This is a genomic window from Nocardia sp. FBN12, from assembly GCF_050320175.1.
GTDB lineage: Bacteria > Actinomycetota > Actinomycetes > Mycobacteriales > Mycobacteriaceae > Nocardia.
This window is the reverse complement of the sequence record NZ_CP190048.1, coordinates 7202577-7225776: the sequence shown is the minus strand read 5'-3', so window position 1 is coordinate 7225776 and position 23200 is coordinate 7202577. Positions and strand designations below refer to the sequence as shown.

The 23200-nt window shown below is 69.2% G+C and carries 11 protein-coding genes; 1 reads left to right on the top strand and 10 read right to left on the bottom strand.

Annotated features, from left to right (window positions below):
• Window positions 1–21: 21 nt before the first annotated feature.
• The 7 genes from ACQHI0_RS33875 to ACQHI0_RS33845 all read right to left on the bottom strand — a co-directional run bounded on the left by ACQHI0_RS33875 (window position 22) and on the right by ACQHI0_RS33845 (window position 19972).
• Window positions 22–13926 carry an amino acid adenylation domain-containing protein gene (locus tag ACQHI0_RS33875; protein ID WP_427905747.1) on the bottom strand — a complete coding sequence of 4635 codons (13905 nt, stop codon included), beginning with the start codon at window positions 13924–13926 and terminating at the stop codon, window positions 22–24.
• Entirely contained in the window at window positions 13923–14612 is a 690-nt protein-coding gene (locus tag ACQHI0_RS33870; RefSeq protein ID WP_427905746.1) for a DUF6875 domain-containing protein, read from the bottom strand. Before ACQHI0_RS33870 ends, ACQHI0_RS33875 begins: the two co-directional genes overlap by 4 nt.
• A gap of 531 nt (window positions 14613–15143) precedes the next feature.
• Window positions 15144–16301, bottom strand: coding sequence for an acyl-CoA dehydrogenase (locus ACQHI0_RS33865; protein ID WP_427905745.1), 1158 nt, complete (start codon window positions 16299–16301; stop codon window positions 15144–15146).
• Between the two features lie 171 nt (window positions 16302–16472).
• Window positions 16473–17132 (bottom strand): TetR family transcriptional regulator, encoded by a 660-nt coding sequence (locus ACQHI0_RS33860; RefSeq protein WP_427905744.1) that lies wholly within the window; start codon window positions 17130–17132, stop codon window positions 16473–16475.
• Window positions 17133–17209: 77 nt separating this feature from the next.
• Window positions 17210–18091, bottom strand: a complete 882-nt coding sequence (locus ACQHI0_RS33855) for a hypothetical protein (RefSeq protein ID WP_427905743.1) — start codon at window positions 18089–18091, stop codon at window positions 17210–17212.
• A 107-nt stretch (window positions 18092–18198) separates the two neighbouring features.
• Window positions 18199–18705, bottom strand: coding sequence for a 5-(carboxyamino)imidazole ribonucleotide mutase (purE, locus tag ACQHI0_RS33850; protein ID WP_427905742.1), 507 nt, complete (start codon window positions 18703–18705; stop codon window positions 18199–18201).
• Between the two features lie 43 nt (window positions 18706–18748).
• Entirely contained in the window at window positions 18749–19972 is a 1224-nt protein-coding gene (locus ACQHI0_RS33845) for a 5-(carboxyamino)imidazole ribonucleotide synthase (protein ID WP_427905741.1), read from the bottom strand.
• A 39-nt stretch (window positions 19973–20011) separates the two neighbouring features.
• Here ACQHI0_RS33845 and ACQHI0_RS33840 point away from each other — a divergent pair, with 39 nt between their 5' ends.
• Window positions 20012–20554: a GtrA family protein gene (locus ACQHI0_RS33840; protein ID WP_266296331.1), complete on the top strand. Its 543-nt coding sequence runs from the start codon at window positions 20012–20014 to the stop codon at window positions 20552–20554.
• A 22-nt stretch (window positions 20555–20576) separates the two neighbouring features.
• Here ACQHI0_RS33840 and ACQHI0_RS33835 read toward each other — a convergent pair whose 3' ends face one another.
• The 3 genes from ACQHI0_RS33835 to ACQHI0_RS33825 are packed head-to-tail and all read right to left on the bottom strand — an operon-like array spanning window position 20577 to window position 23161.
• On the bottom strand, window positions 20577–21884 hold the full coding sequence (locus tag ACQHI0_RS33835; protein ID WP_427905740.1) for a sensor histidine kinase: 1308 nt from the start codon (window positions 21882–21884) through the stop codon (window positions 20577–20579).
• Between the two features lie 3 nt (window positions 21885–21887).
• A complete protein-coding gene (locus tag ACQHI0_RS33830; RefSeq protein WP_056818039.1) occupies window positions 21888–22586 on the bottom strand; it encodes a response regulator transcription factor in 699 nt (232 codons plus the stop codon).
• A gap of 41 nt (window positions 22587–22627) precedes the next feature.
• The gene (locus ACQHI0_RS33825) at window positions 22628–23161 is read right to left on the bottom strand and encodes a PH domain-containing protein (protein ID WP_427905739.1); all 534 of its coding nucleotides are present in this window, start codon (window positions 23159–23161) and stop codon (window positions 22628–22630) included.
• Between the last annotated feature and the right edge of the window lie 39 nt (window positions 23162–23200).

Below are 23200 nucleotides of genomic sequence, written 5' to 3'. Positions count from 1 at the left end.
CGCCCGGAGCGAAAGGTCGGCCTAATCGCGCAGATACCGGGCCAGAATCGGGCCGATCACGGCAAGGGCAGCCGGGCCGGTGAGCCGGTTGTGCTCGTGGCCGGTCTGATGGTCGATGATCTCGCCACGGACGTAGGGCCGCCAGGTATCGGCGTTGGGCAGGTAGCCAGGACGGGCGCCGGTGCTGCTGAAGAACAGCAGGTCGCCGTCGAACATCCCGGGTTCGTACGCCGCGGCCTCGCGCACTATCTGCTGGTAGTCGGCGTAGAGCCGCCGCAGGTCCGCCGCGGTGAGCGCGCCGAGGAGCCCGTGGGCTCGGTTACCGGCGCCGACCTCGTTGTCGGCGCCAGTCAGCGGTGCGGCGGTGTAGCCCACCGTCGCGGAATCGGCCGGCGACGCTGGCGGCACGATTCGATCGGGAGCGTCGACGGCAGCGCCGGCACGGAGAAGTTCAGCGGCCTGTTCGGCCTGCGGGCGGTCGCCGTCGAGCAACGCCACGTCCACGCCGCCGAACTCGGCGAGCAGCACCTCCGGCGGCGGCAACTCGGCCGCGCTGGCCGGGTCTACGTCCGCGCGACCGTCGAGGATGGTCAGGGCGTCGACCCGCGCGCCACGGCGCTGGAGTTCGACAGCGACAGCGTGCGCGATCGGCCCACCCGCGGAGTAGCCGAGCAGCCGATACGGTCCGTCGGGCTGGATCGTCTGGATCTCGTCGGCGTAGCGGGCGACCCTGTCCCGGAGCGGGCGGTCGGGTTGGTCGGCCGCGATCCCGGGCGACTGCAGACCGTAGACCGGGAAGCCTGGGTCGAGGTGACCGACCAGACCGGTGTAGCACCAGGCCACCCCGATCGCCGGGTGCACGCAGAACAACGCGGGACCGCTTCCGCCCGAGCGCAAGGGCAACAGGGTTCGCAGGGCGGGGTCGATCTGATCGCCGGCCCCGGCGATGCGCTGGGCGAGCGCGCCGGGCGTCGGGTCGCCGAACATCCACTGCACCGGCATCGCGACATCGAGCCGGTCACGGATCTGGGAGACCAGCCGGACGGCGATCATGGAGGTACCGCCGAGTTCGAAGAAGTTGTCGTCCAAGCCGACTCGTTCGACACCGAGAACCTCCTCGAACACGGCGACGACGGCCTCCTCGACAGGTGTCACCGGCGGCCGGTAGGGCAGGTCGGCCCGGCGCTCGGGTGCGCGTACCACCGGATAGACGACGGTTCCGGGCGGTGCGGTGACGTCGATCTCGCCGAGCACCCGGCCCGGGTCGGCGGTGAGCGCGTCGAGCACGTCGACGAACCGGTCTGCCAGCGTCCGCGCGGTGGGCGCCTCGAACAGGTCGCGAGCGAAGGTGAGCGTGGCCGACATGCCCGCGGGCGCACCGTCGGGACCGAAGTTCTCGGCCAGCATCCATTCGAGATCGAATTTCGCGCCGACGGGCGGCATCTCGCGTGGGCTGATCCGCAGCCCGGGCAGTTCCACCGGCTCCCGATCGAAGTTCTGGAAGACGAGCAGCACCTGGAACAGCGGGTGGTGCGCAGTGGACCGGGCGGGTGCCATCACCTCGACCAGCCGCTCGAAGGGGACATCGGCGTTGCCGAACGCGTCCAGGTCACCGTCCTTCGTCGCGGCGAGCAGCGTGTCGAAAGTGGCCTCGGGGTCGAGGTGGCTGCGCAGCACCAGCGTGTTGACGAACATGCCGACGAGGTCGTCTAGTTCGCCGTCGCCGCGGCCCGCGACGACCGAGCCGATCGCGATATCGGTGGTGTCGGACAGCCTGGCCAGCAGTACCGCCAGTGCCGCGTGGGCAACCATGAACACGCTGACACCGTGCCAGCGGGCCAGCTCACGCAACCGCACCTGGATCGTGGTGTCGATGTCGAATTCCACCAAGCCCGCGCGGTGGGTGAGCACCGCCGGGCGCGGATGGTCGCTGGGCAGCGCCGATACCTCGGGCAGCCCATCCAGCACGGTGTGCCAGTACTCCAGCTGCTGGTGCGACACACTGGTGGGATCGCGCTCGGCGCCGAGCAGTTCGTGCTGCCACAGCGCGAAGTCGGGGTATTGCAACGGCAATGGCGTCCAGGTCGGCACGGCGCCCGCCCGCCTGGCCGCGTAGGCCACCAGCACGTCGCGGGTCAGCGGTGCCAGTGACCATCCGTCGGAGGCGATGTGGTGCAGCGTCACCACCAGCACCGACCGGTCGTCCTCGATCCGGAGCAGGCGCAGCCGCACCGGCAGGTCGGTGGTCAGGTCGAAGCCATGACCGATCTCGGCGGCGACTCGTTCCTGGATCTGATCCGGCTCGATGGTGTCGAGCTGAATCGGCACCGACGCATCGCCGACGGCACGCACCTGCTGATACGGCTCGCCCTCGGCGTCCACCGGATATACCGTGCGCAGCGATTCGTGACGGGCCACCACGTCCATCAGCGCGGCTCGCAGTACGTCCGGCTCGAAGTCGCCTTCGATCGTCAGCACGATCGGGACATTGTGGGCGGGCGAGGTGGGGTCGTACCGGTTGAGAAACCACATGCGCCGCTGCGCCGCCGAGAGCGGGACCCGGTCGGGGCGGTGGCGGGGGCCGGGGCGCGGGCCGGGCGGGGTGGCCGCGGTGCGCACCGCGACGGCGAGTTCGGCCACGGTCGGCGAGTCGAAGACCACGCGCAGGGGAATGCGGACGTCGAGCGCGGCGCCGAGACGGGCCGCGATCCGGGTGGCGATCAGGGAGTTGCCGCCGAGGGCGAAGAAGTTGTCGTCCAGCCCGACCGTGGGGACGCCGAGCAGTTCGGCGAAGGTGTCGGCCACCGCTCGTTCGGTGGCGGTGACGGGCGCGCGGAACCGGCCCGACCTGATGTCGGGGGTCGGCAGCGCGCCGCGGTCCAGTTTGCCGTTTCCGGTGCGCGGCAAGGCATCGATGACGACGAACGCCGTCGGCACCATGAACGACGGAAGACGCAGCGCCAGCGCTTCTTTCACTGCATCGAGGTCGAACCGCGCCGAAGACTCCGGCACCAGGTAGGCGACGAGCAGTTCACCGAGTGCCGCGTCGGTGTGGACGGTGACCACGGCCTGGTGCACCGTCGGGTCGGCGGTGCAGGCCGCTTCGATCTCGCCCGGTTCGATCCGCAGGCCGCGCAGCTTCACCTGCAAATCGGAGCGGCCGAGGTACTCGAGGCCATGAACGCGCCTGCGCACGAGATCGCCGGTGCGATACATCCGCTCACCCGGCGCGCCGTACGGGTCGGCGACGAAACGCGCGGTGGTGAGATCGGTGCGGCCGTGATAGCCACGGGCCAGCGCCTGCCCCGCCAGATACAGCTCGCCCGCCACACCGTCGGGAACGGGATAGAGCCGCTCGTCGAGAACCAGCGCGGCAAGGCCGGGAACCGGTGTGCCGATGGTGATCTCGGCGCCGGCGACGAGCGGGCCTGCGCCGGTCGCCCAGATCGTCGCCTCGGTCGGGCCGTAGTCGTTGAAGTGCACGCGATCCGGCGCCGCCCACCGCTGTACCAGTTCCGGCGGGCACGGTTCGCCGCCGGTGATGATCGCCCGCAGGTGTTCGTAGGCCACCTTGTCCACCGATGACAGCGCCGAGGGGGTGAGCGCGATGTGGGTGACCCGTTCCCGAGTCAGCAGCGCGCCGAGTTCCACACCACCGAACGCGGTCGGCCCCGCGACCACCAGGGTCGCCGATGCTCCAGCGGCCAGCAGCAGTTCCAGTACGGCGGCGTCGAAGCTGGGTGAGGCGACGTGCAGCACCCGCGATTCGCTGGTAGTGCGCAGCCGTTCCCGTTGTGCGACAACCAGGTTCGCCAGACCCGCATGGGTGACGACCACACCCTTGGGGCGGCCGGTCGACCCGGATGTGAAGATCACGTACGCCGGGTGCGCGCATCGCGGTGTCGCGTGGCGCTCGCCCGGATCGATGGGCGCGTCCGAGGTGACGGCGGGATCATCCAGCAGCAACCAGCGCACAGACCGGAAGTCCGGGTGCGCGCCATCGCTGTGCGGCGCAGAGCCCACCGAGCCGTCGGCACGCGGGCGGATCGATTCGGTGTCTGAGGTGGTGATGCCGAGCGATGCGCCGGAGTCGGCGAGGATCTGGGCGATGCGTTCGGCAGGGTAGGCGGGATCGACGGGGACGAAGGCGGCGCCGGTTTTGGCTACCGCCCAGACCGCGAGGACCGACTCGGCGCTGCGGCGGACGGCGATGACCACGAGCTTCTCCGGACCCGCCCCGGCCTGGATCAGCATGCGGGCCAGTCGGTTCGAGCGCTGGTCGAGCTCGCGGTAGGTGAGCCGGGTCGGCCCGTCGACGATGGCGATGCCGTCCGGGTTCTCGGTGACGGCGGTAGCGAGTATTTCGGGGAGGACGGCCGGTGCCGCCACAGCGGGTGATGCGTCGCCGGGCAGCTGAGCGTGCTCGCGAACGTCGAGCAGGTCGATATCGCCCACCGGCACCTCGGGATTCGCCACCACGGCGCGCAGGAGGCGGAGCCAGCGGTCGGCGAAGCTCGCCGCGGTGCTCGCGTCGAAAAGATCTGTGGCATAGCCGAACCGGACGGCGAGACCGCCCGCGGCGTCGTCGCCGACCGTGACGCTCAGGTCGAATCGCAGGCTCTGCTGGTCCAGGTCCATCGCCTCGACGCGGAGTCCGGGCAGCGAGATCTCGGTGCGGCCGAGGTTCTGGAACACCAGCATGGCCTGGATCAGCGGATGTCGCGCCGCCGAACGTGCGGGTTCGAGCAGGTCGACGAGTTGTTCGAAGGGAACCTCGGCGTGCGCGAAGGCGTCCAGATCGGTGCCACGCACCCGGTCGAGGAGCTGCGAGAAAGGCAGTGCGGCAGGTACTTCGGTGCGCAGCACCACGGTGTTGACGAACATCCCGACCACGTCGTCGAGTTCGGCGGCGCCACGCCCGGCAACCGGAGTACCGACGGCGACATCGGCGGTGCCGCCGAGCCGGGCGAACAGCACCGCGAGCGCGCTGTGCAGCACCATGAACAGCGTGCTGTGGTGACGCGCGGCGAGCTGTTCCAGCGCGGTTCGGAGATCGGTCTCCACCGTGCGTGCGATGGTGCCCGCACGCAGTGACGCGACGGCGGGCCGGGGACGGTCGGCCGGTAGTTCGAGCCGATCCGGCAGTCCGGCAAGGGTTTCGGTCCAGTAGGTCAGCTGCCGGGCCGACATCGAATCGGGATCGTCGGCACTGCCCAGCCGATCTCGTTGCCAGAGTGTGTAATCCGCGAACTGCACGGTGGGTGCGGGCCACTGCGGTGCGGCACCGGCGGTACGTGCGGTGTAGGCGGACATCACATCGCGCGCCAGCGTTCCCATCGAGTAGCCGTCGGCACTGATGTGGTGCACCACCACGGCCAGCACGTGTTCCCCGGGACCGGGCCGGAACAGTCGCACCCGCACCGGGACAGCGGTCGCTACATCGAAACCCGTTGCTATACAGGACAGTACGGCTCCCGGCAAATTGTCGGGGGCGATATCGAGCACGTCGATGTCGTGGTCGAGCTCCGTCGGTTCGACGACGACCTGGTAGCCGATTCCATCGTGATCGGGATACATCGTGCGCAGTGCCTCGTGCCTGCCGACCACATCGATCAGCGCCGTCCGCAACGCGACGACGTCGAGATGTCCCGTCAGTCGCAGGACGACCGGGATGTTGTAGGCGCCGGAGGACGGGTCGTACCGGTTGACGAACCACATGCGCCGCTGGGCGGGTGCGAGTGGAATCCGTTCGGGGCGCGGACCCGCGCACGGGCCACCGAGCGCACCCGCGGAGCCCACGGTGTCGCGGGCGATCCGGGCAGCGAGGCCGTGCACGGTCGGCGCTTCGAACAGCAGCCGCACGGGCACCTCGACGCCCAGTTCGGCGCCGAGCCGGGCGGCCACCCGAGTCGCCGACAGGGAGTCGCCGCCGAGCGCGAAGAAGTCGTCGTCGGCGCCGACGTCGGGATGCGCGAGGACCGCCGCGTAGGCCTGCGCCACCACCCGTTCGGTGCCGACCGGCGCGACGTAGGGCGCGACGGTGTACCGAGGTTCGGGCAGCGCGCGCACGTCGACCTTGCCGTTGCCGGTGACCGGCAGGGCGTCCAGCACCGTGACCGTCGCGGGCACCAGGTGCCGGGGCAGCCGCCGCACCAGGAACTCGCGCAGCGCGGTCGGGGTCAGCTCGGCGCCGGCGATCGGGGCGACATACGACGCCAGGGTCTGCTCGCCCTTCGGTCCGCGCCGCGGCACGGTGACGGTCAGCGCGACGCCGGGCGCCGCGAGCAGCGCCGCGTCCACCTCGCCCGGCTCCACCCGGATTCCGTGCAGCTTGATCTGGGAATCGTTGCGCCCCACGTAGCCCAGCCGGTTCGTCGACGTCCGGCGCACCAGATCGCCGGTGCGGTACATGCGTTCGCCGGGCGCGCCGAACGGGTCGGCCACGAAACGTTCCGCGGTGCGCGCGACCGCGCCCACATACCCCCGAGCCACGCCGGGTCCCATCAGATACAGCTCGCCGACCGCACCGACGGGGACGGGCCGCAGCCACCGGTCCAGGACCGCGAGGCCGCAACCCGGTAGTGGCGCACCGAGATCGGTCGTGGCGTCTCCGGTCAGCGGGGCGCTGACCGTCACGGCTACGGTCGACTCGGCCGGACCGTACGAGTTGAGGATCGTCCGCCCCTGACCCAGCCGCGCGACCAGCTCGGGCGGGCAGGCTTCGCCACCGGTGACGATCGTGCGCACCCCGGTGACGGTGGGCAGTGTGGTGAGGACCGCGGGCGGTGCGACCAAGTGGGTCACCGCGCCTGCGGCGATGACCTGGGCGAGCGCTTCGCCCGCCATCGCTCGCGGCGGCGCGACCACGAGCGTGGCGCCAGCATGACAACCGGTCAGCCACACCAGAATCGAGGCATCGAAGGCGGGATTCATGCACCACAGGAGGCGATCGCCAGGACCGGCGCGCAGGCGCGCGAGGACGCCGTCGACCAGTCCGCTGAGACCTGCGTGGGTCACCATCACGCCCTTGGGGACGCCGGTCGATCCGGACGTGTAGATCAGATAGGCGGGGTGTCCGGCATGCACCGGACGAACCCGTTCGGCGTCGATCACCGGTCCCGAGGGGCGGGCCGCGGTACAGGTGGCGGCCGGCTCGTCGTCGACTACTATCCAGGACACCGTGTCGGGCAAGGCTTTCCGGTGGACCGCGAGTGTAATGCCCAGTCGGGCAGCGCAATCGTGCGCGACAGCGCCGATACGCTCGACGGGGTGGTCGATATCCACGGGGACGAACGCCGCCCCGGACTTGGCGATCGCCCACGCGGCGAGCAACCATTCCGGCGAGCGCGGCATCGCGATCAACACGGCGCCCTCCGGTCCCGCGCCCACCGCGATCAGAGTGCGCGCCAACCGATTCGACCGCTCGTCGAGTTCGGTGTACCCGAGCTCCGCGTGATTCCCTACGACAGCGATCGCACCGGGCCGTACCCCGGCGGTGAGCAGTTCGGGCAGCAAGCGCATCGGCCGCGGCCTGGCCCGGACGATCGCGGCCCCGTCGACACCGCGCACCGCCGCGACCGGCAGCACTGGATCCGCGAGCAGGCCGACGATCCGGGCCAGCCGAGTCGCCAGCGCGGTGGCCTCGGCGTCGTCGAAGAACCGGTCTGAGCAGGTCAGGTGGAGCTGTAATCCGTCGCGCGCCTGCGCGGCCAGGCACAGCGGATAGTGGGTGCCGTCGTGGGCGCGGAAGTCGCGGATCCGCAGACTCGCCTGCTCGGAAGCCGCCCGCAGCCCCTCGACGTCCATCGGATACGACTCGAAGACCATGCTGGTGTCGAACAACGGGCCGACGCCGGCCAGCGCCTGGATCTCGTTGAGCCCCAAGAAGTTCTGATCGACAAGGGCGCCCTGTTCGCGCTGCACCCGAGCCAGCAGCTCGCCGACCGGCTCGTCCGGGACCAGCCCGATCCGCACCGGGACGGTGTTGACCAGCATGCCGACGATCCGCTCGGCGCCGGCCAGGTCCGGTGGACGACCGGACACGGTGGTGCCGAAGACGACGTCGGTGTGCCCGGTCAGCTCGGCCAGCAGCAGCGCCCACGCGGTCTGCACGAGCGTGTTCACGGTGATGCCGCGTTCGGTGCGATAGTGGGCGAGCGCGGCGACAGCGTCGTGCGCCAGCGGCACCTCGCGACGCAGCTCGCCGGGGTCGCCGTCGTGGCCGAGCGGGGGGCGGACCGCCGTGATCAGGGTTGGTCCGGCCAGTTCCGCCAGCGCTTCGGACCAGGCCACGCGCGCGAGCGCGGCATCCTGGCGGTCGACCCATTCCAGGTACCGCAGATACGACACCGGCTCGCCGAGCCCGCCGTCCGCGCTGTCGTACAGCGCGAGGAGCTCGCCGAGCAGCAACGGCATCGACCAGCCGTCGAGCACCAGATGATGATTGGTGACGATCAGGCGGACATCGCGCGGTCCGCAGCGCACACACAGGAAGCGCAGCAGCGGCGGCTGTTGCGGGTCGAACGGCCGGGCGAGTTCGCGCGCGGCGATCGCGGCACAGTCGGCCGGGCTCGCCTCGAGCACCTGCCACGGCACGGCGACCTCAGCGAGTACCAGCTGGGCCGCCGAGTCCGGGGTGGTCACGAAGGCGGTGCGCAGCGCGGGATGCCTGCGCACGAGCGTGGTGGCGGCCGTCTCGAGGCGATCGAGATCGACCTCGCCCGCCAGCTCGAAAACCGTCTGCACGGCGTACTTGTCGGCGTGCCCGGCGGTGAGCCTGGTGTGGAACAGCAAGCCCTGCTGCAACGGTGCCAGCGGCCAGACGTCCGCGAGGTCGGGATAGCGGTGCTGCCAGTCGGCGAGCTGGGTCGCGGTCACCGGCACCATCGCGATATCCGACGGTGTCAATCCGCCCGCACCCGGCTCGCCCACCGCGTCCGCGATCGCGGTCACCATCGAAACCCAGTGCTGGGCAATCCGTTCCACTTCCGCACGGCCGATGACTTCGGCCGGGAACCGCCATACGGCCCGGACTACGGGTCCGTCGGGCTCGTCTATGGTGACCGCGTCGAGGGCGATGACCGCCGATGCGGGCAGCTCTGCAGCGCCCGCCCCACCCAGTTGGTCGGCCACGCCGACCGGCAGCCACGGGATACCCGCGTCAGTGCCCGCGATCTGGCCGAGATAGTTGAACCCCACCTGCGGCGTGCCCGCGGCACGCAGCCGGTCGGCGCCACCGCGATGGCGCGACAGACCGACGCCGCCGTCCGCCACCGCGCCCGTCTGCTCGTTCACCGCTGCCACCTGACCGGCGCCCAGCTGATCGCTCACCACTGCCACCTGACCGGCGCCCAGCTGATCGCTCACCGCTGCCACCGGATCCGCGCCCAGGTGTCGCAGCAGGCCGAAGCCGAAGCCGCCGTGCGGCACCGCACGCAACTGTTCCTTCACCGCGGCGACCGCGGACACCGGATCGGGCGCGGAGTCGATGTCGAGCGCGATCGGGAACTGACTGGTGAACCAGCCGACGGTGCGTGACAGGTCAGCGCCGGGGACCACGGTCTCGTCCCGGCCGTGCCGCTCCACCATGAGCAGCGTGGGCCCTCGGTGACCGCCGTCGGCCGCCGCGGTTCCCCGGTGCTCGGTCAGCGCCGACACCAGCGCGGCGAGCAGCGCCTCCTCGACCCCGCAGCGCAGGGCGATCGGCAGATACCGCAGGAGCTGGCTGCTCGCCGCGGCGGGAATCCGCACCTCGATACGGTCGACGCCCGCACCGGCATCGCGCGCGGGGTCGAGTGCGCGCGCACCAAGCCGCGGCCGCGCCGTGTCGAGCACACCGCACCAATAGTCCAGCTCTTCGGCCCATTCCGGGGCCGCCGCGACCACACCGAGCGCGTGCGCCCAGGTCCGCATCGAGGTGCCCACAGGGAGGAGCTGTGGCACTGTGCCCTCGGATACCGCCGCCCACGCGGCCATCAGATCGGCAATCAGGATCCGCCAGGACACCGCGTCGACGGCCAGGTGATGCACGGCGAGCACGAGTCGTCCGCCGGGACCACCTGGGTCCAGCCAGGTAGCGGCGAGGACGACCCCCGCTTCCGGGTCGAGCCGGCCCACCGCCGCCGCTGTCGCCCTGCCGATGGTGGCGGAATCGATCCGCAGTCCGTGGTCACCAACCCCCGCCGCAACGACCGAACCTGCTGCGGCGGAAGCCATCCGCGCATCCGCACCATGGTCACCAACCCGCGCCGCGACCGCTGAATCTGCTGCGGCGGAATCGATTTGCACCTCCGCACCGTGGTCACCAACCCGCGCCGCGACCGCCGAACCTACTGCGGCGGAATCGATTCGCGCATCCGCACCGTGGTCACCAACCCGCGCCGGGACCGCCGAACCTGCTGCGGCGGAATCGATCCGGGTGCACAGGACGTGATCGAAACCCGTGGTGACATCGATGGTCGCGGGCGGGGTGACCTCGATTCGCGTGCCGTCGACAACGCGGACACGGAGCATGTCGTGGTGGTCGATGACCGCTTGGAGCGTGCGCACCAACCGGGTGTAGTCGACGCTGTCCGGCAGTGCCAGCACTATCGTCTGCGCGAATCGCTGCCAGCGTGGCTGGGACAGCAGCCAGTCCACAATCGGCGTCCGAGGCATCGAACCCACACCGCCGCCGGGTATTTCACGCAGAACGGCCCGCTCACCCGGCGCCTCGACAACCGCGGCGAGGCCGGCCGGGGTCGGGTGCTCGAACACGTCTCGCGCCGAGAAGACCAGTTCGGCGGCCCGGCCCCTGGTCACCAGCTGGATCGACAGGATCGAGTCGCCGCCGAGCGCGAAGAACGAGGACTCGGCGCCGACCTCCGGCACGCCGAGTACCTCGGCGAACAGTCCGCACAGCCGCTGTTCGACCGCCGACGCGGCCGCGCTCGGCATCGTGGGCGTGGTGTCCGGCTCGGGCAAGGCCTGCCGGTCGACCTTGCCGTTACCGGTGAGCGGCAGCGCCTCGAGCACCGTGACGGCGCCCGGCACCAGGTGCCCGGGCAACCGGTGCAGGCAGTACTCCCGAAGCGCGGCGCCGTCGAGCGTGCCCGCCTCGTGCGTCGGCACCACATACGAGGCGAGCACAGCACGGCCCGTTCGCCCCGTCCGCACCACCGTCACCGCGAATTCCACACCGGGACAGGTGGCCAGCACCGCATCGACCTCGCCCGGCTCCACCCGCATACCGCGCAGTTTCACCTGGAAGTCACTGCGGCCCGAGTACTCCAGAACGAACGGCACCTCGACACTCGCCGGTGCGGCCTTATCTACCTCCGCGCCCTCCGTGCTGTTCGGATCTGCGGTGCCACGAATCCCGTTGCGGGCGAACGGGTCCAGGGTTTCGCCGGACCCGGCCTGCTCGTCCGCGCGCCAGCGGACCAGGTCGCCGGTGCGATACAGCCGACTGCCCGGCGCCCCGAACGGATCGGCGATCATGCGCTGCGCGGTGGCACCGGGCCTGCTCGCGTACCCGCGGGCCAGACCGGGACCCGCGATGTAGAGCTCACCGGGAGTTCCGACCGGCACCGGCCGCATTCGGCGATCCAGGACATGCAGGGTCACGCCGGGTACGGGCGATCCGATCCCCGCACAGCGACCGGAGGCCAGCGGCGCCGTGAACGTGGCGGCCACGGTCGTTTCCGACGGGCCGTACGAATTCACCAGGGCGCGACCGGAACCGAAGCACGCCACCACCTCCGGCGGGCAGGCCTCGCCGCCGGTGGACACCACGCGCACGCCGTCGAGCGCGCCGGGCCGCAGCGTCGTGAGCACGGCGGGCGTCGAGCACAGATGGGTGATCGACGACTCGCGGATCACCGTGGCCAGGTCCGCTCCCGCTACGGCCTCGGCGATCACCAGCGTCGCGCCCGCACTGAAGGCGACCAGCAGTTCGAGTAGGGACGCGTCGAAACTCGGGTTGAGACAGTGCAATACGCGTGACTGCCGATCCGCTCCGTAGGCATCGCGCACCGCCGAGGCCAGCGTGGCGATCCCCGCGTGGGTGACCACGACGCCTTTGGGAGTGCCGGTGGAGCCCGAGGTGAACACGATGTAGGCGGGATTCTCGATCCGTGGCCGTGGCAGCCGCACCGCGGCGTCGTCATCGCCGAGGTCGTCCAGCACGATCCACGTCACCGAATCGGGCAGCTCGGGTCGCCGGTCCGCTGTCGTGATGCCGAGTAGCGCACCACATTCCGCCGCCATCGCCACCAAGCGAGGCGCCGGATTCGATACGCCGACCGGCACATAGGCCGCACCCGAGCGGACGACGCCCCAGAACGCCACCACCGATTCCACCGACCGCGGCAGCGCGACCAGCACGGCGCGCTCCGGCCCCGCCCCCGCCGCGACGAGCCGGCGCGCCAGCCGTGCCGAAACCTTTTCCAGCGCACCATAGGTGAGTTCTCGCTCGCCGGACACCACCGCGGTCGCCGCGTGACCCGCCGCCCGCAGCCCCGCATCGAGTACGTCGGCGAGCAGCCGCGGTGCGGGTGCGGGGGTACCGCGCAGACCCGCGCGCAGCGGTAGTTCATCCGGGAGGAAGTACTCGAGGGTACGCACCGCGGTGTCCGGCTCGGCGTCGATCATCGCCTCGAGCAGCGCGAGGAATCGCCGATGATGCCGGGCGAGGGTCTGCTCGTCGTAGAGGTCGGGGTTCGCGGTGAAGTCGACGTGGATCGGGCTGTTCGCGCCATGCTGGTAGAAGTTGACGAACAGGTCCTCGATCGGGCCCGAGGTCAGCACGTGCAAGCTCGTCTCGACACCCGTGAAGTCGACCTCGGCCGGGAACAGCATGATGTTGACCACCGGACCGACGAAGCCACGCCCGCCCGCCGGGTCGCCGTCGGCCTCCCCGTGCCGGATCTCCTCGTGCCGGTACTGCTGATGCCGCAGCGCGCCCGAGACCTCCACCCGGATCGCGTCGACCAGTTCGGCGACGGTGCTGTCCGCGCCGACGCGCACCCGCAAGGGCACCACGTTGGCCAGCATGCCGCCGGACCGGCGCAGCACCGCGGTGGTGCGGCCGGACACCGGCAAGCTCAATACGACGTCCTCGGTGCCGGTCGCCTGCGCGTAGTACACCGCCAGCGCCGCCATCGCCAGCCCCGGCGTCCCCGCCCCGAAGCGCGCGGCCGCCGCGTCGAGGCGCGCTTTCGTCGCGGCCGGCAGTTGCGCGCGGTGCTGGCGGCCGAGCGCGTGCGCGGGTGCGGCGGCGTCGACCAGACTGCACCGCTGCGGCATCTGCGCGATCCGTCCTGCCCAATAGTCGGCGTCGGCGGTGTGGCGTGTGCTCTCGCGATAACGCAGCTCCGCGTCGTGCACGGTGTGCAGGCTCGCGGCCGTGCAGGGCGGCGGATCCCGTCCGGCCAGCGCGGCGTTGTAGAGCTCGGCCACCCGGTACAGCGCTGTCGCGGAGGCGAACCCGTCGATCACGAGGTGGTGCGCACGCGAATACCACAGCACCCGCCGCGGTCCGATCCGGATCAACACCGACACCCACAGCCGATCACCGAGCAGATCGGTCGGCGCCGCCACGTCGGCACGCATCCAGCGCAGCGCCTCGCCCTCGGGGTCGGCCGCATCGCTGAAGTCCAGGCGCGACAGCGTCGGTTCGATCCGCCGGTCGACCGTCTGGTGCGGCCCGTCGTCGGTGTCGACCAGCCGCAACAGGCCCGATTCGAACTCCCGTCCCGTCTGCTGTGCCACCGCGACGAGGGTGTCGATATAGAGCGGGCCGCGCATATCGATGTATTGCGCCTCGTACAGCGGCACCGCCGGATCGAGCTGCTGGGCGTACCACATGCCGAGCTGGGCCGGGGAGAGCGGAAACTCCTCGACCGCTGCCGACTCGGTGTGCGGCGCGGTCGACAATTCGCGGGTCATCGCCGTCGCCCTCCGGCACCGATCGGCTGCGGCAACTGGGGCTCGTCGACGTGGTACGCGGGTACTTCGGCGCCGTTGCTCGCGATGAGTCTGGCCACCACGACACTGCGGACATGCGCGGGCAGGCCGGGCGCGAACTTCCGGACGTAGGCCGACATCCACTCCGGGCGCGAGAGCAGGAACGGGAAGTCGGTGGCCATCATCGTGCGCACCACCAGCATCGGGATCGGCGCGTCGAGCGGGTGATAGTCCTTGTTCCACAGGCCGGGCTCGGTGCACCCCGGATAGAACTGCCCGAGCATCAGGCCCTGTTCGACGAACTCCGACTTGAGCTCGGCGTGCAGGTCGTCGATCAGCGAGTAGTCGTGCAGATCGGGCAGGGCGGTCACCAAACAGCGCAGCACCGTGGACCCGCCCGTGTCCGGCGGCAGGGTCGGGAACAGCTCCAGCGCGTCGGAGAGGACCAATCGAACATACGGCGACCACGGCTGCGCGCCCGCGACCCGGCCGACCCAGGTCAGGTCCCGGTGCATCGATGGGCCGACATACGGGCAGACCGGTCCCTCACGGCCGATCATGTCCAGCGGCTGGGTGAGATGGTCCTGCGCCCACGTGCGGACCCGGTCGAGAAGGTCCTGCATGAATCGCGACCCGTCCCCCGAACTGGACAGCGGAAGCCAACTCATTCCCGAACGTGTTCCAGAAATTACCTCGGTCATAATTCACCCCGCTAGATAACGAGCGAGAGAATCGCGGCGGGACCGGGCACGCGAGTACATGGCCACTCGAATTTCGGTGGAGTCACGCACACTCAATATTTCAGCGCTCTGCATCCTGTTGCCGATTCCTGCGATCAGTGGGCTGATGGCCAGCTCACAGCGACTATCCAGTCAGGAGGATCGACATCGGCCACATACCTGCACCCCGACCGGCTCAGGTTGATCCCACCTGTCTTGGTATATGGCACGGAAGGCGCGAAACGAATCGCCGCCGAGCGGCAAATGAATAACCCTCCGATATCGGTTGAATTTCCCGATACATTATCCGTTCTAACTGCAGCCACAATTCGGTCGCCATTACCCGGTCAGCGGCCGAGATCGAGGTAACGCCGCGGAATCGGCCGGAATCAGGTGTCCGTCGCCGTGGGCATCAGAAACAGACGCGGCCCCCCGACGGGGGTCCGTCGGGGGGCCGCGGAAGCGCTGGCGTGCTGGGTATCAGCGCAGGATGTTGCGGGCCATCACCAGACGCTGGATCTGGTTGGTGCCCTCGTAGATCTGGGTGATCTTCGCGTCGCGCATCATGCGCTCGACCGGGAAGTCGGTGGTGTAGCCCGCGCCGCCGAAGAGCTGGACGGCGTTGGTGGTGACCTCCATGGCCACGTCGGAGGCGAAGCACTTGGCGGCGGCGGAGATGAAGCCGAGGTTCTTCTCGCCGCGCTCGGCGCGGGCGGCCGAGGTGTAGACCATCAGGCGGGCGGCCTCGATCTTCATGGCCATGTCGGCCAGCATGAACTCGGTGTTCTGGAAGCTGGCGATGGTCTTGCCGAACTGCTTGCGATCCTTGGTGTAGGCGATCGCGGCGTCGAGCGCACCCTGGGCCAGGCCGACGGCCTGCGCGCCGATGGTCGGGCGGGTGTGGTCGAGGGTCTGCAGGGCGGTCTTGAAACCGGTGCCGGGCTCACCAACGATGCGGTCGCCGGGGATGCGGCAGTTCTCGAAGTAGAGCTCGGCGGTAGGCGAACCCTTGATGCCCAGCTTGTGCTCGAGCGGGCCGACCACGAAGCCCTCGTCGTCTTTGTGGACCATGAACGAGGAGATGCCGTTGGCGCCCTTGTCGGCGTCGGTCACGGCCATCACGGTGTACCAGGAAGACTTGCCGCCGTTGGTGATCCAGCACTTGGAGCCGTTGAGGACCCAGTCGTCGCCGTCGGCCTTGGCGCGGGTGCGCATGGCGGCGGCGTCGGAACCGGCCTCACGCTCGGACAGCGCGTAGGAGGCCATCTCACCGTTGACGATGTCGGCCAGGACCTTGGTCTTGAGCTCTTCGGAGCCGTTGAGGATCAGGCCCATGGTGCCGAGCTTGTTCACGGCGGGGATCAGCGAGGAGGAGCCACAGATCCGGGCCACTTCCTCGATCACGATACAAGTGGCGACCGAGTCGGCACCCTGGCCGCCGTAGGCCTCTGGCACGTGCACGGCGTTGAAGCCGGCGGCGTTGAGCGCGGTGAGCGCCTCCTCCGGGAAGCGGGCGTTGCCGTCGACGTCCTTGGCGAACGGAGCGATTTCCTTCTCCGCGAGGCCACGGATGGCACCGCGCAGCTCGTCGTGGAAGTCCTCGAGCTTGAACAGGTCGAAATCGGGGTTACCGGCCATCGGGGGCACACTCCTGGTCGTGGTCGTGATCGCTGCGCGGTCTCACAGCGCGTGGTGCGTCGGCACGCAGTGCCAATCTACCGAGGATTATACGCGCGGCACTCTATCGCTACATGGGGATATATGGGTGGCACTCAGTGTCACCGTCTCACGCATCGGCGTGAGTGGCGCTCACAGGTTACCGAGGCGGGCGGTGAGTAGATCGGCCACCTTGCGTGGCGGCATGTCGCGGGGGAACACAGCGAGCACCATCTCCTCGGGCTCGGCCTGAGCCCGCCTGCCACGCGGGATCATGTCCAACTCGGTGCGCAGATCGGCCACCGTCGCTCCCGATTCGCCGCGCACCATCCGGCGCAGCAGGTAGTTGTGCGTGGCGGTGACAGCGGCCGTGTACTGCACCCGCGCGAGATCGGGTACCTCCGGCAACCGTCCGCGCAGGAACTCGGTGAACAGCCGCTCGTACCGGAACACCGTCACGATCTCGCGCTCCCGCAACGCGGGCACCCGCCGCACTACCTGATACCGCCGCGCCGCGATATCGCGCCACTGCGTGAACCGCTCGAACACCCCGATCACGGCCTCGCACACCGCATCCCACGGATCACCCTCGCCCCCTTCGAGGAACTCCTGCGCCGAGGCCAGCTGGAACTCGTGATCAGCGAAGATCACATCCTCTTTCGACCGGAACTGGCGAAAGAACGTCCGCCGCGAAATCCCCGCGGCCACCGCGATCTCGTCCACCGTCGTCGCCTCGTACCCTCGCTCGGCGAACAACCGCAACGCCTGATCAACCACCGTGAGCCGAAACTGCGCCGCATCATCGTGTGCCACGGGGGTCAACCGTAGTCATCGCCCGGCAAGTGCCTCACACGACGTCGTACAACGACACCACCCGAGCGGCGTGCTTGTCATTCGGCGAACAGTTCAGCCACCGAGGACACGTCCAGGGACCGACGGAGCCACGCGGCCAACTGATCTTCGTCATCACAATCCTGGATCCGGTCCGCCACCTCGTCGGTGACGACAACGCCCCGGTGCCGCAGAATCATCAGCACATCCTCGACGCACCGCTCCGCGCGCCCTTGCGCGCGCCCTTGCGCCCGGAGCTTCTGCGCGGATTCCGATCGGAAGAACGAGAGATCGACTGCCATGTACTTCCTCCAGGTCTCAGCGGCTTCGGTATTGGAGATGCCTTGCTCGATCAACTCGACGTAGAACTCGGTCGTCTCGTTCCCGCCGAGTCGGCGGATGCCCGCAACGATCGCTCTCAGTATCGCACCGATCTCCGCCTCACGGGCATGGGTGACGGCCGACAATGCCGCCAAGGGCAGATCTTGGACGACCACGGCCGGGTCGGTGACCGCTGGCACATTGCTCGGGCCGAGCACCAACGGATGCAATGTGATCGTCGTCCAGAACGCGTGCCCCAGTTTCATCGGAGCTGTCGCCCACCGCGCGGTGACGTGGTCATGACAGATGACGACGAGGATGACGGGCAGCTTGTACTTGTTGCGCAGGAAGGTCACGTAATACGACCAGGAATCCGGTCGGGAATCGTCGACAGAGGAATGAGCCTCGACCACCATCAGAAACCTGTCGTCGACAGTCGTGATGTCCAAGATCGTGTCAGCACGCCGCTCGACCGGATTCGTCTCCGTGAGATCTACCGAAACTTGCTCTACCGCAGTCGGTTTGGAGAATGGCAGCTTCAATACGGCGAAGGCGTGGGCAATCGCCGCCGCATCATGCTGGAAGATCCGATGCATCGCTTCGTGCGATGAGGTCACCATGCGGCGACGGTACGTCTGATCGAACATCAGCACGAAAGCGGCGGCGATTCCCCGGAATTCGGCAATTCGGATTCCGCGTCGATGGGGCGAGGTTTCGCCCCATCGGGTCAGCCCAGGAGTTTGTTGCGGAGCGCTTCATCCTTCTCCAGGACCATCTGTTCGAGGCCGGCCTGGAACTGTTCCATGCGGGTGCGCAGGGACTCGTCGGAGGCGCCGAGGATGCGGGCGGCCAGCAGGCCCGCGTTGCGGGCGCCGCCGATGGAGACGGTGGCTACCGGGACGCCTGCGGGCATTTGGACGATCGACAGCAGCGAGTCCATGCCGTCGAGGTACTTCAGCGGCACGGGGACGCCGATGACCGGCAGTGGCGTGGCCGAGGCGACCATGCCGGGCAGGTGCGCCGCGCCGCCCGCGCCCGCGATGATCACCTGGATCCCGCGGCCCGCGGCTTCGCGGGCGTAGTCGAGCATGCGCTGGGGGGTGCGGTGGGCGGAGACCACGCCGACCTCGAAGCGGATGCCGAATTCGGCGAGTGCCTCCGCGGCGGCTTCCATTGTCGGCCAGTCGGAGTCGCTGCCCATGATGAGGCCGACCTGGGGTCCGTTGGTGCTCACGTGAGTTCCTTAATGGTCGAAAAGCAGTGTGGTCGAATCAGTTTCACGCGCCGTGCGGATCCCAGCCGTCGGTCCAGACGGCGTGCGACATCCAGTGCGCCGCCCGTTCGGCCTGCTCGCGGACCTCGGTGACGTCGTCGCCGAGGATGTTGATGTGGCCGATCTTGCGGTCGGGGCGCTCGCCCTTGCCGTAGAGGTGCACCTTGGCCTCGGGGAGGCGGGCGAACAGGTGATGCAGGCGTTCGTCCATCGACATCTCGGGAGCCACGGCGGCACCGAGGATGTTCGACATCACGGTCACCGGCGCGAGGGGGCTGGTGTCGCCGAGCGGGTAGTCGAGGACCGCGCGCAGGTGCTGCTCGAACTGCCCGGTGCGGGCGCCGTCCATGCCCCAGTGGCCGGAGTTGTGCGGGCGCATGGCCAGCTCGTTCACCAGGAGTTCGCCGTCGTGGGTCTCGAACAGCTCCACGGCCATGACTCCCACCACACCGAGGCCCGCGGCGAGCTCGAGCGCCATGGTCTCGGCGCGCGCGCCGAGGTCCTCGTCCAGGTCCTGGGCGGGGGCGATCACGACGGCGCACTGACCGTTGCGCTGGACCGTCTCCACGACCGGCCAGGTCGCGGCCTGCCCGAACGGCGAACGCGCGACCATCGCCGACAGCTCACGCTTCAGTGAGACCTTCGACTCAGCCAGCAACTGCACACCGCGCGCGAGCTGGTCGGTGACCAGCCGGGTGGCCTCGGCCGCATCGGCGGGCATCCACACCCCGCGACCGTCGTAGCCACCACGCACGGCCTTCAGCACGAAGGGCCAGCCGTGCTCGTCACCGAAGGCGACAGCGTCGGCGGGCGCGGTGACCTCGACGAACGCGGGCACCGGCAGACCGAGCGCGGAGAGTTTGTTGCGCATCGCCAGCTTGTCCTGGGCGAAGATCAGCGCCTGTGGCGGCGGGGAAACGTTCACGCCCTCGGCGACCAGCACGTCGAGGTGCTCGGTCGGCACGTGCTCGTGGTCGAAGGTCAGCGCGTGCGAACCGCGGGCGGCTTCGCGCAGCGCGGACAGGTCGTCGTGGCTGCCGAGCACCACGTCGGGGGTGACCTGGGCGGCCGGGTCGTCGGGCCGCTCGGCGAGCACCCGTAGACGCTGGCCGAGGGCGACCGCGGCCTGGTGCGTCATGCGCGCGAGCTGGCCCCCACCGACCATCGTGACGGTGGGCATGGCTGACGGATCGAATGAACGTGCACTCACGTCGTGCAATGTTGTCATGTCGAATGCGAATGTTTGCGACCGGTACACTCAGAACTCGTGTCAATCGTCGACGACGTGGTCAGCGTCCTTCCCCCGCGCCTGCGCGAAATCGCGATCAGGCATAAAGAGCTGATCAAGTTCGCCCTCGTCGGCGCCACGACGTTCGTGATCGACAGCGGCCTGTACTACCTCCTGAAATGGACGGTTCTCGCGGATAAACCGCTCACCGCCAAGATCATCTCGGGCGTGGTGGCGGTGATCGCCTCCTACATCCTCAACCGGGAATGGTCGTTCAAGAATCGGGGCGGCCGGGAGAAGCATCACGAGGCGCTGCTGTTCTTCGGGGTGAGCGGGATCGGCGTGGTCCTGGCCAATATCCCGCTGTGGATCTCGATCTATGTGCTCGATCTGCGCGAACCGCATGTGAGCTTCGCCGTCGCGAACATCGCCGACTTCTTCAGCGCGTTCATCATCGGCAATCTGCTGCAGATGGCGTTCCGGTTCTGGGCGATGCGGCGCTGGGTGTTCCCCGACGAGATCGACGAGCTCGTCGCCGAGTTCGAGGACCTGGTCGAGGAAGAGCACCTCGGCCACAGCTGAGCCCGGTCCACCGACAATTAAGTCAGCGCGGCTCGGTCAGCGTCGCGTTCTGCGGGCGATTGAGCTTGGAGCCGAGGAACACCGCGAACAGGGCCGGACGGCGGCGCTGCAGCTCGAGCCTGCCACCGTCGGCCTCGACCAGCGCGCGGGCAAGCGCGAGACCGACACCGGTCGACCCGCCCGCGGAGAAACCACGATCGAAGATGTGCGGTGCGAGCTCATCGCGCACACCCTCGCCCTCGTCGGACACCTCCACACAGATCAGCGGGTCGCGCGAGCTCATCGTCGGGACCGTGCGCACCGAGACCGTGCAGGTGCCGCCACCGTGCATCAGGGCGTTGTCGACCAGCACCGCGACGGCCTCACGCAGCCGTGAACCGCTGATCGGGGCCTGCAGGGATTCGTCGCCGAGCAGCAGCAGTTCGCGCCCGGCCTCGTGGAACGGGTGGGTCCACTCGGTGACGACGCCGCGCAGTTCCGCCACCACCGGGACCGGGTCGCGGTCGGTGGCGTCTTCGTCGCGGGAGGCGCGGACCAAGTCGTCGATGGCCTCGGTGAGCCGGTCGACCTGCGCCATCGCCTCCTCTGCCTCGTGTACCACCTCGGGATCGGCATGGGTGGACAACTCGTCGAGGCGCAGGCGAACGGCGGTCAGGCGGCTGCGCAGCTGGTGGGAAACGTCGGCTACCAGCGCGTGCTCGCGTTGCAGTCGGCCCGCGATCTCGACGGTCGCCGAATCGAGCACGTCCGAGACCCGGTCGAGTTCGGCGATGCCGTGGCGGCGCGGATCGGGCCGGAAGTCGCCCATCGCCAGCCGCGCGGCCCTGGCGGCCACGTCGCGTAGCGGGTCGGCGACGCGGCGCGCGGTCACCACCGCGACCGAGAACGCCGCACCGAGCGAGGCGAGCACGGCCAGCGCCACCGCGGCCACCGCCTGCTCCTGCCGGGAGTGCATCGGCCCGGCGGGCACCTCGAGGCGCAGCGAACCGGACGTACCCATCGACAGCGACTCGACCAGCGGATCGCCGACCTCCGCGACCCCGATATCGGTACGCGCGGCATTGTCCTGCGGGGTCGGGTAGACGATCGTGAGCTTGCCGCCCTCAGGGACCAGCGCGCTCATGGCTCGTACGTCGAGGCCGTCGTGGACGGTCCCGTCGATACGTTCCTGGGCGATCACCTCGGTCGAGATCCGTTCGAGGCGGCTCTGCAGATCGTTGCGGGTGATGTCTTCGACCCACAGCCAGGCCGTGTAGATCAGCGGCACGCCGAGCACCACCGTGGTGATGGTCAACACGGTCAGGATCGAACGCAGGATGCGGCGGCGCACCCGTCAGCCTCGGTGCGAGGTGGGTCCGTCGGTATTGAGCCGGAACCCGACACCGCGCACGGTGACGATCCGGCGCTCCGCCATCGGGCCCTCGTCGCCGATCTTGCGACGCAACCAGGACATGTGCATGTCGAGGGTCTTGGAGCCACGCAGGTCGGCGTCGCCCCATACCTCGCGCAGGATGGTCTCGCGCGCCACCACCTGACCGGCCCGGTCGATGAGAACCTTGAGCAGCTCGTACTCCTTGTTGGCCAGGTTCACCTCGGCCCCGTTCACCAGCACCCGGCGGGCCGCTGGTTCGAGCCGGATCGCGCCGACTTCCACCGCGTCGTCACCGATACCGCTGCGCCGCAACAGCGCTCGCACGCGGGCGAGGAGTTCGGCCAGCCGGAACGGTTTGCCGACATAGTCGTCGGCACCCGCGTCGAGACCGACCACGAAGTCGACCTCGTCGGTCCGGGCGGTGAGCATCAACACAGCCAGATCGGCGCCGCTCGCGCGCACCTGCCTGCACACCTCCAGCCCGTCCATGCCGGGCAAGCCGAGATCGAGGATCAGCAGGTCGTGATTGCCCTCGAGGGCACGGCGCAACACCGCGGGGCCGAAGCGTTCGACGGTGACGGTGTAGCCCTCACGCCCCAGTGCGCGCGACAGGGGTGCGGCGATCGCCTCATCGTCTTCGGCCAGCAGGACTGCGGTCATGTGCACAGGTTAAATGTTTCTGATCAGCGAGGACGGGCAGCTCACCGGTAGCCGCCACCCCAGTGCTGCTCGTTGGCGGAACGACCCGCCTCGAACACCTGGTGGTAGAGCAGCGAGTGGACCTGCTGCACCTGGGGCACGTCGTCGTATTCGAGCGGCTCCTCCGACGAGGACCCGATGATCAACGTGCCGGTGCCGAGCACCCGGTCCCAGAGACCGTGCCGGAACTGCACACTGGAGATGCGGCTGAGCGGGATGTCGATGCCGGTGTGGGTGAGCACGCCCTGGCGCACCAGCACCCGTCGCCCGGTGACGATGAAATGCGTGGACTTCCAGGCGATCACCCGGGCGACGACCCGCCACGCGATCAGCCCGGCCCAGACCAGACCGATCAGGATCAGCAGCACCGTGCGCGCGTGGCCGGTGGTGTTGCGGTAGGCCAGCCCGCCGAGGAATCCGGCGAGCGCGGTGGCGGCGATGAGAAAGACGATGGGCCAGACCAGCATTTTCCAATGCGGGTGGCGGTGCAGGATCAGCTGCTCGTCGGGCGCGAGGACATCCTCCGGGTAACCCATGCTCGAACAGTACCGCGATGACACACCGCATTTCTCGAT